General features: G+C 36.7%; 18 protein-coding genes. 4 read left to right on the top strand and 14 right to left on the bottom strand.

All coding sequences use genetic code 11. From position 1 onward, the window contains the following. The first annotated feature begins 68 nt into the window (after positions 1–68). Positions 69–1157, top strand: a complete 1089-nt coding sequence (locus GZ212_RS09950) for a serine hydrolase (protein ID WP_166959549.1) — start codon at positions 69–71, stop codon at positions 1155–1157. Here the strand turns inward: GZ212_RS09950 and GZ212_RS09945 are convergent, their stop codons facing one another. From GZ212_RS09945 to recR, 12 genes are all read right to left on the bottom strand, one after another. Continuing rightward, on the bottom strand, positions 1158–1589 hold the full coding sequence (locus GZ212_RS09945) for an SRPBCC domain-containing protein (RefSeq protein WP_166959546.1): 432 nt from the start codon (positions 1587–1589) through the stop codon (positions 1158–1160). It abuts the gene before it with no gap. Between the two features lie 32 nt (positions 1590–1621). Continuing rightward, positions 1622–2575 carry a signal recognition particle-docking protein FtsY gene (gene ftsY, locus GZ212_RS09940; protein ID WP_166959543.1) on the bottom strand — a complete coding sequence of 318 codons (954 nt, stop codon included), beginning with the start codon at positions 2573–2575 and terminating at the stop codon, positions 1622–1624. Positions 2576–2727: 152 nt separating this feature from the next. Next, positions 2728–2883 (bottom strand): DUF4295 domain-containing protein, encoded by a 156-nt coding sequence (locus tag GZ212_RS09935; protein WP_082316619.1) that lies wholly within the window; start codon positions 2881–2883, stop codon positions 2728–2730. A 46-nt stretch (positions 2884–2929) separates the two neighbouring features. After that, complete coding sequence (rpmG, locus tag GZ212_RS09930; RefSeq protein ID WP_053972430.1) at positions 2930–3112, bottom strand: 50S ribosomal protein L33; 183 nt, start codon at positions 3110–3112, stop codon at positions 2930–2932. Between the two features lie 25 nt (positions 3113–3137). Beyond that, positions 3138–3374, bottom strand: a complete 237-nt coding sequence (gene rpmB / locus GZ212_RS09925) for a 50S ribosomal protein L28 (RefSeq protein WP_053972429.1) — start codon at positions 3372–3374, stop codon at positions 3138–3140. 82 nt (positions 3375–3456) lie between these two features. Next, on the bottom strand, positions 3457–4704 hold the full coding sequence (locus tag GZ212_RS09920) for a competence/damage-inducible protein A (protein ID WP_166959540.1): 1248 nt from the start codon (positions 4702–4704) through the stop codon (positions 3457–3459). 3 nt (positions 4705–4707) lie between these two features. After that, positions 4708–5049: a hypothetical protein gene (locus GZ212_RS09915; protein ID WP_053972427.1), complete on the bottom strand. Its 342-nt coding sequence runs from the start codon at positions 5047–5049 to the stop codon at positions 4708–4710. Positions 5050–5051: 2 nt separating this feature from the next. Then, on the bottom strand, positions 5052–5663 hold the full coding sequence (locus GZ212_RS09910; protein WP_166959537.1) for a fumarylacetoacetate hydrolase family protein: 612 nt from the start codon (positions 5661–5663) through the stop codon (positions 5052–5054). Position 5664: 1 nt separating this feature from the next. Then, positions 5665–6441 carry a 3'-5' exonuclease gene (locus tag GZ212_RS09905; RefSeq protein WP_053972425.1) on the bottom strand — a complete coding sequence of 259 codons (777 nt, stop codon included), beginning with the start codon at positions 6439–6441 and terminating at the stop codon, positions 5665–5667. Positions 6442–6512: 71 nt separating this feature from the next. Beyond that, positions 6513–7829 carry a dihydrolipoamide acetyltransferase family protein gene (locus GZ212_RS09900; RefSeq protein ID WP_166959534.1) on the bottom strand — a complete coding sequence of 439 codons (1317 nt, stop codon included), beginning with the start codon at positions 7827–7829 and terminating at the stop codon, positions 6513–6515. A gap of 76 nt (positions 7830–7905) precedes the next feature. Beyond that, positions 7906–9015 (bottom strand): glycosyltransferase family 2 protein, encoded by a 1110-nt coding sequence (locus tag GZ212_RS09895; RefSeq protein WP_166959531.1) that lies wholly within the window; start codon positions 9013–9015, stop codon positions 7906–7908. Positions 9016–9025: 10 nt separating this feature from the next. Further along, positions 9026–9643, bottom strand: coding sequence for a recombination mediator RecR (gene recR, locus GZ212_RS09890; RefSeq protein ID WP_166959528.1), 618 nt, complete (start codon positions 9641–9643; stop codon positions 9026–9028). 74 nt (positions 9644–9717) lie between these two features. Here recR and GZ212_RS09885 point away from each other — a divergent pair, with 74 nt between their 5' ends. Beyond that, the gene (locus GZ212_RS09885) at positions 9718–11166 is read left to right on the top strand and encodes a sodium:solute symporter (protein ID WP_166959525.1); all 1449 of its coding nucleotides are present in this window, start codon (positions 9718–9720) and stop codon (positions 11164–11166) included. On the opposite strand, the gene GZ212_RS09880 is transcribed toward GZ212_RS09885, so the two are convergent. Beyond that, positions 11137–11499 carry a CoA-binding protein gene (locus tag GZ212_RS09880; protein ID WP_166959522.1) on the bottom strand — a complete coding sequence of 121 codons (363 nt, stop codon included), beginning with the start codon at positions 11497–11499 and terminating at the stop codon, positions 11137–11139. The genes GZ212_RS09885 and GZ212_RS09880 overlap by 30 nt on opposite strands. Positions 11500–11597: 98 nt before the next feature. Between GZ212_RS09880 and GZ212_RS09875 the strand changes: the two genes are divergently transcribed. Next, positions 11598–14060: a TonB-dependent receptor domain-containing protein gene (locus GZ212_RS09875; RefSeq protein WP_166959518.1), complete on the top strand. Its 2463-nt coding sequence runs from the start codon at positions 11598–11600 to the stop codon at positions 14058–14060. A 332-nt stretch (positions 14061–14392) separates the two neighbouring features. On the opposite strand, the gene GZ212_RS09870 is transcribed toward GZ212_RS09875, so the two are convergent. Next, positions 14393–15403: a 3-oxoacyl-ACP synthase III family protein gene (locus GZ212_RS09870; RefSeq protein WP_166959515.1), complete on the bottom strand. Its 1011-nt coding sequence runs from the start codon at positions 15401–15403 to the stop codon at positions 14393–14395. Between the two features lie 188 nt (positions 15404–15591). Between GZ212_RS09870 and htpG the strand changes: the two genes are divergently transcribed. Beyond that, positions 15592–17478, top strand: a complete 1887-nt coding sequence (gene htpG / locus GZ212_RS09865) for a molecular chaperone HtpG (protein ID WP_166959512.1) — start codon at positions 15592–15594, stop codon at positions 17476–17478. Positions 17479–17629: the final 151 nt, after the last annotated feature.

Below are 17629 nucleotides of genomic sequence, written 5' to 3'. Positions count from 1 at the left end.
AAGGATGCAAAGATACAACCTTAATTAAACCTTTTATATTTTTATACATCTAAATGTAAAACATTGTTATGAAGCGCCTTATCTACCTATCTTTAATCTTATCTCTGTATGTATTTGGTTGTCAATCGTCTGACGACGCGCCCAATACAGACCCAGAAAACAATCTTCCCGATACTCAAGATCTTTATTTCCCTCCTTTGAATTCTGAAGAATGGGAATCTATACCTCCAACTTCATTGGGATATGATGACAGTCAAATTCAACCCTTGTTAGATTTTTTAGAAGAAAAAAACACCAAAAGCTTTATCATGCTCCACCATGGTAAAATAGTGCTGGAAGCTTACATGAATGGTCACCAAGCAGCAACACCTTGGTATTGGGCAAGTGCCGGTAAAACCCTATCTGCAACGGTTGCCGGCATCGCACAAGATCAAGGTTTTTTAAATATTGAAACACCTGTTTCCAATTACTTGGGAACTGGTTGGACTAGTGCCCCTTTGGAAAAAGAAAATTTAATAACCAACAAGCACCTACTTACCATGACCTCGGGTCTAGATGACAGTTTGGGTGATGACGTCTCTTCAGAAAACTTGCAATACCTGGCAGACGCTGGTAGCCGATGGGCCTACCACAATGTTTATGTGAAAATTCAAGATGTGGTTGCAGCTGCCACAAACCAAAATTGGGACACCTATTTTGAAAATCAATTGAAAAATAAAATTGGCATGACGGGAAGTTGGATTGATCTAGACAATTTAAATGTCTATTTCAGCAATACTCGAAGTATGGCTAGGTTTGGACTAATGATTTATGCCAATGGAAAATGGGAGGATGAACAAATCGTTTCAGAATCCTATTTACAACAAGCGACCAACACCTCACAAGACATTAATTTAGCTTACGGGTATTTATGGTGGTTAAATGGTAAGTCTAGTTTTCATCTGCCTCAATCGCAATTAGAATTTCCAGGAGAGCTTATTCCTAATGCACCAGCCGATATGTATGCTGGTCTAGGGAAAAATGACCAAAAGATATATGTTGTTCCCAGTGAGCAATTGGTCATTATAAGAATGGGAGAATCTGCCGATGACAGTAATTTTGCCTTATCTAATTTTGACAATGACTTATGGGAAAAGATAAATGCGGTGATTCAGTAGTTAGTTTCTATTTTCAAAAGGAATTACGGTGCCTTTTTCAAGATAGTCTTTAAGTCCGTTGAGTAACATGCCCCAACAAAACGAAGAAAATTTTAGGTGATCATTCATCTCGGGCCAATTGACATGACTAAACCTGACATAGGTTCCTTGGTCGTGTTCTTGTAAATCAAATCCAAAAGTAGTAGGATCCCAATCCTTGTCACTCTTGGTCATTTTAATATGGAAAGAATTATTTGGTTCACAAACCACTACTTCACCATACCAATCATACGCATCAGTAAAATTCAAATTGTAGGTTGTCCCCAGTTTTGGTTCGCCAGAACTTTTTAGAGGCCACCAATTATCCAAATGTTGTGGTTGTGACACAGCGTCAAACACCTCTTTTTGGGGAGCTTTAATAATGAAGTTATGATATATGGAATGAGATGACATAAGCAACTATTCCTTTAAAGATACAAAATTCTTTACTTGAAAAATGAATCTACAAATTCAAACTTATTGAAAACTTGAAGATCTTCAATTCCTTCACCCACACCAATATATTTAACTGGGATTTTAAATTGATCAGAAATTCCTATCACCACACCACCTTTAGCAGTTCCATCCAACTTGGTGACAGCTAATGAGGTAACCTCTGTTGCTGCGGTGAATTGTTTGGCCTGTTCAAAGGCATTTTGACCTGTAGAACCATCCAAAACAAGTAGAACATCATGAGGTGCATCACCCACCACTTTTTGCATCACGCGCTTCACTTTGGTGAGCTCGTTCATCAAATTCACTTTGTTGTGCAAACGACCTGCCGTATCTATTATAACGACATCAGCATTTTGGTTGACCGCGCTTTGTAAGGTATCAAAAGCAACCGATGCCGGATCACTTCCCATGGCTTGCTTTACAATTGGTACATCTACCCTATCTGCCCATACCTGAAGTTGATCAATAGCGGCTGCCCTAAACGTATCTGCGGCACCTAAGACAACCTTCAATCCTTTCTTCTTAAATTGGTAAGCCAATTTACCAATGGTTGTGGTTTTTCCAACACCATTGACACCTACCACCATCATAACATAAGGTTTCTTATTTTCAGGAACAACAAATTCGGTGGCTTCTCCATAGTTGGTTTCACTCAACAAGGCCGCAATTTCTTCTCTAAGGATTTGATTAAGCTCATCGGTACCAAGATATTTATCTTTAGATACTCGTTCTTCAATACGTTCAATGACCTTAAGCGTCGTATTTACACCCACGTCACTTGTTACCAATACTTCTTCAAGATTATCCAAAACATCATCATCTACTTTGGACTTTCCGGCTACAGCTTTGCTTAATTTATTTAAAAATGAAGTTTTGGACTTTTCAAGGCCCTTATCTAAAGTTTCCTTTTTTTCTGAAGAAAATATTTTTTTAAAAAAACTCATGGTCTGTTGATTATTGGCAATAAGCAAGTCAAAATGCTTGCCTAATTTTCAAAAGTGAAAATTTGTCATTAGTTGAAGAGCAAATATAAAACAAAAGCAGCTTTCAAAATATTGAAAGCTGCTTGTATATCTTAAAAAACTTACTGCTTGGTTTAGTTTTGTTTGCTTAACCAATCGTTAACTTCTTCAGGAGTCATAATTGATTCTACAAATGTATATGCCCCACTCTTAGGAGATTTAACCATTTTGATAGCTTTAGTTAATCTCTTAGATCCTGTTTGTAATGATGCTACTGATTTCTTTGCCATGATTCAAATGTTCTTTGAAATTTTTACAAAATGTAAAAAATCCTAATTATTTAATTTCTTTATGAATTGTCATACGCTTAAGAATTGGATTAAATTTCTTAATCTCCATTCTATCTGGCGTATTCTTTTTGTTCTTAGTAGTAATGTAACGAGAAGTACCTGGCATTCCAGACTCTTTATGCTCTGTACACTCTAATATAACCTGTATTCTATTCCCTTTCTTTGCCATTGTAGGTGTTTTTTCGCGTTATCTATTATTTTAAATATCCTTTAGCTTTCGCTTGTTTGATAGCGGCAGAAATACCAATTCTGTTGATCGTTTTCAAAGCGGCTGTAGAAACCTTTAAGGTTACCCACTTATCTTCTTCAGGAATATAAAAACGTTTTTTGATCAAATTTGCATCAAATTTACGTTTTGTTTTATTCATCGCGTGAGAAACATTGTTCCCAACCATTGCTTTCTTACCAGTAAGTTCACAAACTCTAGACATCTTTTTCTGACTTTAAATTGTTCTTATTTCAAAACAGGGTGCAAATTTAGTAAAACTTATCTATATCAACAAACTAATATTATTACTTTTTTAAAATTTCTTTATGTAATAATTCCAAAGCTTTATTTGCAGCCTTATTTATAACCCGTTCCCGATGGCTCCCAAAATGAAATTCATGCGTCAAAACCCCTTGTTTAGAGGCAATAGCAATAAATACCGTCCCCACTTCTGCTTCTGAGTCTCCTTTATCTGGACCTGCATTACCTGTTGTTGCTATAGCGTAATCCGAATTAAAAAGTAGTCGAGCTCTTGCTGCCATTGCTTGAGCTACCTCGGCACTCACTACCGAATATTTTTCAATCAATTCTTCCGAAAGACCCAAAACCTTCACCTTGGTTTCCGTCGCGTAAGTCACCACACTTCCCTTAAAATAGTGGGAAGCTCCTGGGTGTGCTGTAAACATTTCAGCAATTTTTCCACCTGTACAGCTTTCGGCAGTTGCAATGGTTTGATGGTTTGCCTCTAAAGCGCTACCTATTAGTTCCTCAATACTTCCATCGTTCTCAAATCCTACAAACACATCTTCTATTTGGGGCATCAACAAATCGATTTGTTGCTTGATCTCATTTTGGATTACGGCTTTATCCATTCCCTTGGCGGAAAGACGTAATCGAACCCTTCCCAAATTTGGCAAATAGGCCAACTTGACAAACTTAGGTAAATGGTCTTCCCATGTTTCAATTCGTTCTGCTAAAGCACTCTCCCCTATACCATGGGTTAGAACTGTTTGATGTTCTATATATGGAAACTTAAATTTCCTTCGGAGTCTTGGCAAAACCTCATCAGTCATTAAAGCCTTCATCTCAAATGGCACTCCAGGCATGGAAACAAATACTTTCCCATTCCTTTCCAACCACATACCGGGAGCACTCCCGTTTACATTCATTAAAGCGGTTGCTTTTGAAGGCACAAGAGCTTGATCGATATTAACCTGAATCAGCGGTTTTTTTATATAGGTATCCCAGATGCGACGAATGTTTTCAAGAACAGCTTCATCCCTAATTAAGGTATCATCAAAATACTCTGCAATAGTTTTTTTGGTAATATCGTCTTTGGTGGGTCCCAGTCCACCAGTAATCAAAATAATATCGGCATTCTCCTCAGCTTCAGCTAAAGCCTTTAGAATATGTTCCCGATCATCTTGAACAGAGGTGATTTGATATACCGAAACCCCTATCTGATTAAGGGCTTTACTAATAAATGCGGAATTGGTATCAACGATTTGGCCGATTAAAATCTCATCGCCAATGGTAATAATTTCTGCTTGCATGGGTTACAATCCAAAATCGGACTTGATTTCCTCAACAGCTTGGTCAACGGCAGTCAAAACAATGTCCAACTCATCCGATATATCCAAACCCGTTTTTTCAAACTTTCCCCAATCCTGAACTTCAATCAAGTTTGACAAAACACCCAATTCAAACAAATCTACGGTTGGTTTCATTTTATGGGCAGCCTGATAAGCCGTATAATAATCTTTTTCTGCTACTGCTTTTTTCAATCGTTCAGCATCTTCTGGAACTTCCTCCAAAAAAGCTGCAGCCAATGCAGCAACAAAATCCTCATCGCCATCGGCCATTTCCCTTACTCTATATAATTTATAATGCGCTTCCATAGTTATTTTACAGTTACGGTAAACATAGGTTGATTACCAATGTAACCTATTAATTCATCATTCGCTTCTACTTTACTCACACCGGCAGGTGTTCCTGTAAAGATAATATCTCCAATTTTTAAAGTGAAATATTTGGACACATATTCTATTATCTCATCAATTTTCCAGAGCATAAGACTCGTATTGCCCTCTTGCACCTTATTTCCGTTTTTGGTTAATGAAAACGAGACATCATTCAAGTTTTCAAATTGCTCTTTTGGCAACCAGTCTCCTATAACGGCAGCGCCATCAAACCCCTTAGCCTTTTCCCACGGCAATCCTTTGGATTTTAATTGTGCCTGCAAATCTCTAGCCGTAAAATCAATTCCCAAACCTATTTGGTCATAATATTTATGAGCAAATTTTTTATCGATATGTTTTCCTACTTTACTGATTTTTACAAGAATTTCAACTTCATGATGTACGTCATCAGAAAAATCAGGAATAAAAAAGGGGTGTTTAGCAGGCAAAATAGATGTATCTGGCTTCATAAAGATGACCGGATCTGTGGGTCTTTCATTTGCCAACTCTGCAATATGATCGGTGTAATTTCTACCAATACAAATGAGCTTCATTCTAACTCAATTTATTATTAAAGTTTCTCAATTTAATAGCTGTCAGCACTTTTTTGGTATACAACGGAAAATCGGCATTTAACAACCAACCAAAATAGCCTGGTTCTTCTGTAAGTACGTCCTCGACTCTTTTACCCTTATGTTTCCCAAAGGAAAAGCACTCCTCTCCTTTTTTGTTAAAGGCAATAAAACCAGCAAAATCGGCATATTGTTTTCTGGAGCTAAACTCGGCCAAAAACTTCATGTCATTTTCCAAGGCTTCATAACGCTCTACTTGAGCTTTTAAAACCTCATAAGTTGCTTTGGTATCTGCCTCGGCACTGTGGGCATCCTCTAAGTTTTTATCACAATAGAATTTATAGGCTGCACTAAGTGTGCGTTGTTCCATTTTATGAAATATAGCCTGAACATCCACGGCCAATCTGTTTTTCATATCAAAATCTACTTCAGCCCTAAGCATCTCTTCGGCCAACAATGGAATATCAAACCTATTGGAATTAAAACCTCCCAAATCGGCATCTTTAATCATTTGACTCACCTCCTTGGCAATTTCTTTAAAGGTAGGCTTATCTGCTACATCAGCATCTGAAATACCATGTACTTTAGTTGTTTCTGCAGGAATAGGAATGGTTGGATTGACCAACTGTGTATAAATATCCTCCTTGCCGTTTGGATGGACTTTTAGAATGGAAATCTCAACAATTCGGTCTTTTGAAATATTGATTCCTGTTGTTTCTAAATCAAAAAAGCAAATAGGTTTGTTTAATTTAAGAGACATGCTACAATTTTTGGTAAAGATAAATAAATAAAAAGGCCTTAATCAACATTAAGGCCCTATATATTCTAAATTTAAATCTCTCGATTAGGATCCCAAGCTTCCAAATAATTTTTTACGGCTTGAACAAATTGTCCTCCCAGAGCTCCATTCACCACTCGGTGATCATAAGAGTGTGATAAGAACATGCGGTATCTAATACCAATAAAATCACCTTCTGGTGTTTCTACCACAGCTGGCACTTTTCTAATAGCTCCCAAAGCCAATATCCCTACTTGAGGTTGATTGATAATGGGCGTTCCCATGACACTACCAAAGGTTCCTACATTAGTAACTGTATAAGTTCCCCCTTGAATTTCGTCTGGCTTTAATTGATTCAATCGAGATCTATTAGCCAAGTCATTGACTTTTTTAGTCATTCCTACCAAGTTCAATTGGTCAGCATCCTTGATCACTGGAACAATTAAGTTGCCATCAGGTAAAGCTGCCGCCATCCCTAGGTTGATATGTTTCTTTTTAATTATTTTATCATCTTGAACAGAAATGTTCATCATTGGGAAATCTCTAAGAGCCTTTGCAATAGCTTCCATAAAGATTGGTGTAAACGTCAAGTTTTCGCCTTCACGCTTAGCAAAACTGTCTTTAACCTTTTTACGCCAGTTCCAAATTTTGGTTACGTCGGCTTCAATAAAACTTTGAACATGGGCAGAGGTTTGCACCGACTGAACCATATGATGTGAAATGAGTTTCCCCATTCTTGTCATTTCAATAATTTCATCATCTCCTGAAGGAATTGGAGCTGGTTTAGGAGTTTCCTTAACAGGTTCTGATTTTTGAGAAGCAGAAACAGCTTGCTGTTTTACTGGCGTAGCATCAGTTCTATTTTCCAAATAACCTAAAATATCATTTTTGGTAACGCGACCGTCTTTTCCTGTTCCTGGTAAGGCATCCAGTTCCTCTTGCGAAATATTTTCTTTTTGAGCTATATTTTTCACCAAAGGTGAGTAAAAACGATCTCCAGATGAAATTACTGGTGCTGCCGTATCTTTTGCCACCTCAACGGTTTGATTAATTTCAGACACTACATCAGCATCAACACCTTCCTCGGCTTCAACTTGGGTCTCTTCCTTTTTTGGTGCACTTGCTTCCCCTTCGGTTTCAATAATGGCGATAGTCTGCCCTACTTGGACAACCTCATCGGTTTCAAATAATTTTTCCACCAAAACTCCATCCACCTCACTAGGGACTTCACTATCTACTTTATCAGTTGCAATTTCCAATACTGCCTCATCGGCTTCAATGGTATCACCAACTTCTTTTAACCAAGATGTGATGGTTGCTTCTGCAACACTTTCACCCATTTTAGGGAGCTTTAATTCGAATTTTGCCATATCCTCAATAAAATGATGTTTTTTTATTTTTCGACTGCAAAATTACTGAAAAAATATCCAATTCACTGAAATTTTGCTAATCATTATTTTTTAAATAGATTAATTCGCCTCGATTTTTGGAGCTATTACTACCTACTAAGTAGTGTGATTTTTGCATTAAAAACTTAAAGGTAAGACTTTTACTTTCCCGCCACTCCAAAAGAAATCCTATAATTTCCTTAAATGTCAAAAAGTCTGTATCAAACACTACTTCATCCTCTTCCTGCAAATTCCCTACATCTCCCAACAACTTGACCGGTTTATTCAATTTCTGCCTTAAGTCTGAAGGAATTTTATCAGAAAACAGTACATAACGCTCCACTTGTTTCTTCTCTTCTTTGGGTTCTCGCCTCATTAAAAAGGCCAATTTGATGCCCAACCAAACAACGGCGTTAAACAACGGGTTCTTTTTAAAATGCTTTTGATAAAAAATCTGCATTGCTCCATAGAACCTTTTGGCATAATGTACATTCTTCAAAGTACTTTCTCCCTTAAAATGAATGACAGTAGTATCTCCAAAATAAAAGTTTTGATACCCTTTCTTTATCGCCTTATAAGAAATATCCACATCTTCTCCATACATAAAATAATCTTCATCAAATCCGCCTATATCTTGATACACCTCACGCTTTAAAAACATAAATGCCCCCACCAAAATAGGCACCATTCCTTGCTGGGTTTCCTCCAATTGATTGGCGTAATAGGCATTGGATTTTCCAATCATTTTTTTCAAAGCAACAAAAGGTTTCGGAGTATTTCTTTTGCTTTCTGGCAGAAATTTACCTTTCCCATCTATTAATCTGCAGCCTACAATACCGAGATTTTCTTTAGAATCAGAAAAGGATAATAGCTTCTCAAAAGTATCTTCTGCAATAACCGTATCTGGATTAAGAATACAGATAAACTCTCCCTGAGCCCGCTCTACTCCAATGTTATTCCCTTTTGAAAACCCTACATTTTCTTTATTTTCAATAAGCTTTACATTAGGAAATAGTTTTTTAACCATCTCGCAACTCTCATCTGAAGACTGATTGTCCACCACAATAATTTCGGCATCCATATGCCTAATAGCGTACTCCACACTTTTTAGACATAATTCTAAAAAATAGCGAACATTATAGTTTAATATGACAACTGAAAGTTTCAAAAATGTGGTGTTACGATTTTATAGACACCTCAAAAGGAATACGGTTTATGATACTTCTTCCCAAAGTAATTTCATCTGTGTATTCCAATTCATTCCCTACTGAAATTCCTCTAGCTATTGTAGTTGTTTGAACTTCGTAGTCCTGAATTTGCTTATAGATGTAGAAATTTGTGGTATCGCCTTCCATAGTAGATCCCAAAGCAAAAATAAGCTCTTTCACCTCACCCTGCTTTACCTTATCTACCAAAGGTTGAATATTAAGATCATTGGGGCCAATACCATCCATAGGAGAAATTTTACCTCCCAATACGTGATAAAGCCCTTTAAAGGAGCTGGTATTCTCAATGGCCATGACGTCGCGTATATCTTCCACCACACAAATAATCTCTGGATTTCTGCGGGGATTGGAACATATATCGCACAATTCCGTATCACTGATGTTATTGCAACTTTTACATAGTTTAATTTGCTGTCTCAGCAACTTTAGGGCATCTGCCAATTGTATTGTTTGCCCCTCTGGCTGTCTCAATAAATGCAAGACCAACCTAAGTGCTGTTCGCTTCCCTATGCCCGGTAATTGTGACATTTCGTCAACAGCTTTAGCCAACAATTTTGATGAAAATTCCATAAGTGCGAAGTTACAACTTTACATTAAAGAAATACTTATACATTTGTAATTTGTAACCAGGAATTCTTAGCTTCATGTCGCCCATTGTTATTGCCAGTCTTATATTAGGTTATTTTATTGTTTTAATCGCCATTTCCTATTTTACAGGAAAAGAAGACACCAACGAAGCCTTTTTTAAAGCCAACAAATCAGCCCCTTGGTATTTGGTTGCTTTTGGTATGATTGGAGCTTCCCTTTCTGGAGTCACCTTTATTTCGGTCCCTGGTGCCGTAGAAGACAAACAATTTGGTTACATGCAAGTAGTTTTTGGCTATTTGTTTGGTTACATAGCCATAGCTTATGTACTCTTACCCATTTATTACAAACTCAATCTGACTTCCATTTACACCTATTTAAGGGACCGTTTTGGAAACGTTTCTTATAAAACAGGTGCCATTGCTTTTTTGGTTTCTAGGATTGTAGGAGCTGCTTTCAGGCTCTTTTTGGTAGCCAATGTCATGCAACTATTGATTTTTGATCAGTTCAACATTCCTTTTGTGGTAACCGTATTGATTACCATAGGTCTTATTTGGCTTTATACTTTTAGAGGAGGAATAAAGACCATTATTTTCACCGATACCCTACAGACCCTATTCATGCTGGTCTCAGTTGTTGTTACCATCATTTTTGTGGCTAGTAAAATGAACCTAAATGGCATTGGAGATATTTACCAAACGGTGGTTGCTAGCCCTATGAGCAAAATGTTTTTCTTTGATGACATTAACGATGCACAATATTTTGTAAAAAGCTTTTTATCTGGAATGTTTATCACCATTACCATGACTGGTTTGGATCAGGACATGATGCAGAAAAATTTGACCTGTAAAAATCTAAAAGAAGCACAAAAGAACATGATATCATTTAGTGTGATCTTGATTTTTGTGAACCTTCTTTTTTTAACCTTGGGACTATTATTGACCCAATATGCCAGACAAAATGGCTTTGATGTCAACAAAGATGATTTATTCCCTACCATTGCTATGTTACCAGATATCGGACTGGCCATTTCCGCCTTTTTTATTCTTGGTTTGATTGCCTCGGCATACTCCAGTGCCGACTCTGCTTTAACTTCCTTGACAACCTCCTTTTGTATTGATATTATAGAATTGGATAAAAAACCACAATCCAAACAAAAGGATATCAGAAAGATTGTTCATGTGTGCATGAGTCTTGTTTTAGTACTGGTCATTCTTATTTACGACCTCATTTTTAAAGATGTATCTGTTATCTGGGAACTTTTTAAAGCCGCTGGTTATACCTATGGGCCACTATTAGGGTTATTCGCTTTTGGTATTTTCACCAAGCAACAAATTAAAGATCACTGGGTATGGATCATAGCCATAGTAGCCCCGATTCTTTCCTATTTTATCAACCAATATTCCACCGTCATGTTTAATGGTTACCAAATAGGGTTTGAAATTTTGATCATCAACGGGCTGTTGATGTTTTTGGGCTTAGTACTGATTCGTAGAAAGGAGCACTAAAGTACAAGACGCCTCAAAAGGAATCTTTGCCTCTCTTAATATTTGATATAGCTCTGGATTTTCGGTTCCTGGATTGAAAATAACCCGCTTCGGATTTAAGGAAACAATATAATCATAGTATGCCGTTTGATTTTTAGGACCAAGATATAATGTTATTGTATGGACATCTTCATAAGGAACTAGCTCTGTGTCGATAGATATCCCAGACACTTGCCCTTCTCTTTTACCAAAAGCCATCACATCATATCCACTATCTATTAGACGTTCCAAAGCATAATTGGAATATCTGTTAGGTTTTGTCGATGCCCCCATCACTAAAGTTTTTTTGCTCATATGTTAAAGTGTTGTTAAGGATTTTTAAAGATAGTAACATCCATCCACAACAGACGTCTATACTTTAAACAATCAATCAAAAAATCGATCATCAAAGAATGAAATCATTTATTTTATTTCTTGGCTTGTTCATGTGTTTTACATTTACCTATAGCCAAACTTCAGTAAACTTATTGGATAAACAAGGACTCATTACCGGAAAAGTATTAGACTCCAAACTCCAACAACCCCTTCCCTATGTAACCATTGTAGTAAAAAACAAATCAGGTATAACCATAACCGGAGGCATCACAGATGACAATGGCGACTTTAAAATCACATCCGTTCCTGATGGCGATTTGGTAGTAAGTGTACAGTATATAGGATATAAAACCGTTTCAAGGAACATTACCATTGATAAAAACAATAAAAACATTGAGCTAGGTAATATTCTCCTAGAGGAAGAAGCAACGAGTCTCAATGAAGTGACTATCGTGGCCGAAACTTCTACAATCGAACAAAAAGTAGACAGAAAAGTGATCAATGTGGGAAAAGATTTAACTACTTCTGGGGTATCGGCTTCTGATATCATGAACAACATCCCATCGGTGAGTGTGGATCAACAAACTGGAAACATTAGTTTAAGAGGGAATGAAAATGTAAGGGTGATGGTAGATGGAAAACTTTCTAATGTGCCCGTGGCCCAACTTTTGAAACAAATCCCTTCCACATCCATTAAAAGCATTGAATTGATTACGAACCCTTCGGCTAAATACAATCCAGAGGGAATGAGTGGGATCATCAATATCATCCTTCATAAAAACACCAAACTTGGATTTAATGGAAATTTGAATTTTGGATTGACCAAAGAAATCAATGCGCGATTCAACAGCTCCATCGATATGAATTACCGAAATGGGAAATTTAATTTATATGGTAATTATGGAAACAATATTGGAAGCAACACCAATTACGGGACTATTTATAGAGCATTTAACGAGTCAGAACAGAATGTAAACTTCCTTAACAATAATAAATCCCATTTATATAAAGTTGGTTTGGATTTTTACATGAACGATAAAAACACGCTTTCGTTTTTTACCAATCAAAACCTTTATGACGGCAAAGGCAATGGAGTTACAACTATCTATTATGACAATGCCCCTACAGAAATCCAAGATTCCAATGACGAAACAGATAATAATACCTCACAATATAACCTAGCCTATAAAAGGGAATTTAAAAAGGAAGGTGAGCAACTGGACATCGAAGTTGACTACAATGTTTTTGATCAAAACCAAACGGCCAACTTTGATTTCACCAATATTCCAACTACGGATTATACGGATCATGTGGATACCAATAGAGACCAAACAACTATTAACGTAGATTATGTCAATCCATTAAATGACAACACCAAATTGGAATTGGGAGGTGAAGTGCGTTTGTTTAATAGTGAAATTTATTATGACTCCTCTGGGTTTACTTTTAATTCTGAAGGCAATATAGCCCCAACTCCAAGTACCGATTTTGATTATGGCAGAAACATCTATTCGGCCTATGCTACCTTTGGAAAGAACTACGAAAAATGGACCTATCAAGTTGGTGCTCGTTTTGAAAGTGTCACGGTTGATGCCGAGGCATTACGCTATACAGAATCAGGCACAGAAGTAATCCCTTTTGAGAATGATTACATCCAAGTGTATCCTTCCGCCTTTTTAACTTATAATCCTAGCGATAAAAATACTTATCAGTTAAGCTTTAGTAGACGTGTAGATAGACCTGGCTTACAACAAGTCAATCCCATTAGGGAATGGAGTACGCCTTTAATTTCATCTTATGGGAATACAGAATTACAACCACAGTTTACGAACTCCATAGAAAGTAACTACACCCGAAAGCTTAAAAATGGATCTTTGACCGCAGGTGTTTTTTACAGAATTATTGAAGACGAAATCAACCGTGCAGTTTTTATTGACCGATTAGATTTGGAAAAAGTCATCCTGTCTTATGATAACTTTAGCAACACCTCGGCTTATGGTCTAGAACTATCCAGTAATTACAGACCAACCAAATGGTGGAGCTTTAATGCCAGTTTTGATTTGTACTCCAGAAAACAAAAAGGAGTAACCGAAATCCTTTCAACAACGGTAGATAATGCAACCATTGATGATATTTCTACCCAAACAGTTACTGCAGACAATGTGGTATGGAATTTTAGAGTTTTCAATAATTTTAAAGTCACCAAACAACTTGCCTTATCGTTGTTTGCCATGTATCGTGGACGTGAAGAAGGCATCCAGCTTAACAGAAAACCCATGTATTTTGTTAATAGTGGGTTAAGGTATTCGTTTTTACAAGATCAACGTGCTACCTTTAGCTTTAATTACAATGACATATTCAACACCATGCAGTTTAGGTTTGACGGGGACACGCCCTATCCATCTACTGGTGAGTTCAACTGGGAAAGTAATACCTGGAATGTCAGTTTAGCCTATAGATTTGGTGGTGGAAAATATAGAGCCTTAAGCAGAAAGCAACGTGACAATAACGTTAAATCTGGTGAAGGTGGATTTATGTAAGATATTTAATAGCCAATACATAATAGTTGATGGTTAGTGTTAATGTCAGGCTATTAAATAAGAAAACCCAAAGTGTCACTGCTTTGGGTTTTCGATTTGTATAAGGTTTGTTAAAACCTAGTTAAATGTGTTAATGTTTGAAATAATTTCAAGGTTTTACCGTCTATATAAATGAGTGATAAGTTTTAAGTAATTAAGGATTTATAGAACATTCTAATAAAACAGTTTCGTTTTATAAATTTAGTGTTAGTTAAGTTGGTTAATAGTGAAAAACCCGAGGTAATTTTAAAATGCCCCGGGTTTTTCTATTTATTTTAATTTTATTTTGAAATTTACCATTTTATAATGGCACTTCCCCAAGTGAAACCACTTCCAAAGGCTGCCAACACAACCGTATCTCCTTCCTTAATCTTCCCTTTTTCCCATGCCTCTGTCAAGGCAATTGGAATGGAAGCTGCAGTGGTATTTCCATATTTTTGAATGTTATTGTAAACCTGATCGTCAGACAATTTAAACTTCTTTTGAATGAATTGTGCAATTCTCAAATTGGCTTGATGCGGAATCAACATGTCAATATCCTGAGGCGTCAATTCATTTTTATTCAATCCTTCCATGATCACTTCACTAAAGCGAACCACTGCATTTTTAAAAACAAACTGTCCATTCATATACGGATAGTAGCTTTCATCCTGCTCACTGTTATCAGCCAATATATCGGTCACCCATCTTTTCCCCATTCCGGGAGCGATAAGACTTAATTCTTCAGCATGTTCCCCTTCAGAATGCAAGTGGGTGGATAATATTCCTTTTTTTGTATCCTCCGTTCTCGATAAAACGGCTGCTCCAGCCCCATCTCCAAATATCACCGAAACGCCTCGTCCTCGTGTGGTTTTATCCAAACCATGAGAATGAAGTTCGCTACCGATAACCAAAACATGTTTATACATCCCGGTTTTAATAAATTGGTCTGCCACAGATAGTCCATAAACAAATCCAGAACATTGATTTCTCACATCAAGTGCTCCCACCGTTTTGATACCCAATTCCTTTTGAACAGTAACACCTGGACCTGGAAAGTAGTAATCAGGGCTTAAGGTCGCAAAGACAATAAAATCAATGTCATTTTTATCTATACCAGCGCGTTCAATCGCAATTTTAGCTGCTTTAACGCCCATAGAAGAAGTTGTTTCCCCTGAACCGGGTTTCACCCAACGACGTTCTTGAATTCCAGTTCTTTCTTGAATCCATTCATCACTGGTATCCATCAATTGGGTCAAATCATCATTACTGACTACGTGGTCTGGCACATAATAACCTAACCCACTAATTTTTGAATTGTACATAAAATTTAGAACATATTTGCTTGTGCAATTTAATTAATTCACCCCTATTTTATCAATAAAACAAAAGCTATCGTTATGCATGCATAACATATACAAAATGTCACTTTGTCATCTTTTTTCGGTTGGTATTTTTTTTGACTACTACATTTCGAAAATTATTAAAAAACAGAAATTAAATTTTAGATACTATGGCAAAAGGAAATATTAATGTTTCGGTTGAAAATATCTTTCCATTAATTAAGAAATTCCTGTACAGTGATCACGAAATCTTTTTGCGTGAGCTAATCAGTAACGCAACGGATGCGACTTTAAAACTAAAGCATCTTACAGGTATAGGAGAAGCCAAGGTTGAATATGGCAATCCTCTTATTGAAATAAAAGTAGATAAAGATCAAAAAACGCTTCACATCATTGACCAAGGTATTGGTATGACGGCTGAAGAGGTAGAAAAATATATAAACGAGGTTGCTTTTTCGGGTGCCGAAGAGTTTTTAAACAAGTATAAAGACTCTGCCAAAGATAGTGGCATCATAGGGCACTTCGGATTAGGTTTTTACTCAGCATTTATGGTGGCCAGTAAAGTTGAAATCATTACTAAATCTTATTTAGAAAATGAGGAAGCTGTACACTGGACTTGTGATGGGTCTCCAGAATTTACCCTTGAACCGCATGATAAAACCGAAAGAGGTACTGAGATCATTCTTCACATCAATGATGAAGACAAAGAATTTTTAGAAGATTCAAGAATTAGGGAGTTGTTGGTGAAATACAACAAGTTTATGCCTATTCCAATTAAGTTTGGAACAAAAACGGAAACCCTACCAAAACCAGAGGATGCTAAAGAAAATGAGCCAGCTCCAACCCAAGAGGTTGATGATATCATCAACAACCCAACTCCGGCTTGGACCAAACAGCCAACCGATTTAGAAGATGAAGACTATAAAAACTTCTATCGTGAGCTTTACCCAATGCAATTTGAGGAGCCTTTGTTCCATATTCATTTGAACGTAGATTATCCTTTCAATTTAACGGGAATCCTTTATTTCCCTAAAATGACCAATGACCTAAACGTTCAAAAGGATCGCATTCAATTGTACCAAAACCAAGTGTTTGTTACCGATAATGTAGAAGGAATTGTTCCTGAATTTTTAACCATGTTGCGAGGGGTTATTGACTCTCCAGACATTCCTTTGAATGTTTCGCGTTCTTATTTACAAGCTGATGGGGCGGTTAAGAAAATTTCTTCTTACATCACCAGAAAAGTAGCCGATAAATTAAAATCTCTTTTCAATAACAATCGTGAAGATTTTGAAAAGAAATGGAATGACATCAAAATTGTTATTGAATATGGAATGCTTTCTGAAGAAAAATTCTTTGAAAAAGCTGAAGCATTTGCACTTTATCCAACAGTTGATGGCAAATATTATACATATGAAGAATTGTATAACGCCATTAAGGCCAAACAAACTGACAAGGACGATAAATTAGTCATCCTTTATGCCTCTGATAAAGATGCCCAACACAGTTATATTGAAGCAGCTCAAGCCAAAGGCTATGAAGTATTGTTCCTTGACTCACCTATTGTTTCTCACTTAATGCAGAAATTGGAAGGATCTAAGGAAAATATCACCTTTACTCGTGTGGATGCCGATCACGTTGACAATTTGATCAAAAAGGATGAAAATAAAATCTCTAAATTAACAGAAGACCAACAAAAGGAATTGGATGAGTTATTAAAAGAGGTGATTCCGGCGGAGAAGTTTACCGTGAAATTGGAGAACATGGATAGCGATGCTGCACCATTTATGATTACCCAACCAGAATTTATGCGTCGAATGAAAGAAATGCAAATGACTGGTGGTGGTATGTTTGGAATGGGTAACATGCCAGACATGTACAACCTAATTGTCAACACAAATTCAGAATTAGTTGGAGAAATCATTAGCACCAAAACCCGTAAGAAACAAGAACGTTTAATCAACCAAAGTTTGGATTTAGCGCGCTTGTCCCAAGGTTTACTTAAGGGTGAAGAATTGACTAACTTCATTAAAAGAAGTTATGAAATGATCAAGTAAATGGTCTTTACATAAATGAAAAATAAAAGCCACTTCCCAACGAAGTGGCTTTTTTATTGGCGACAGCCTCATTAAATAGCACCCTTAACTCAACCAAAGGGAGCTTTTGCTAAGTATGGATTTTATCATGGGTAATTCTTGAATAGGTTTG

Source organism: Mangrovimonas sp. CR14, from assembly GCF_011764015.1.
GTDB classification, from domain to species: domain Bacteria; phylum Bacteroidota; class Bacteroidia; order Flavobacteriales; family Flavobacteriaceae; genus Mangrovimonas; species Mangrovimonas futianensis.
This window is presented reverse-complemented; position numbering and strand designations above follow the sequence as displayed.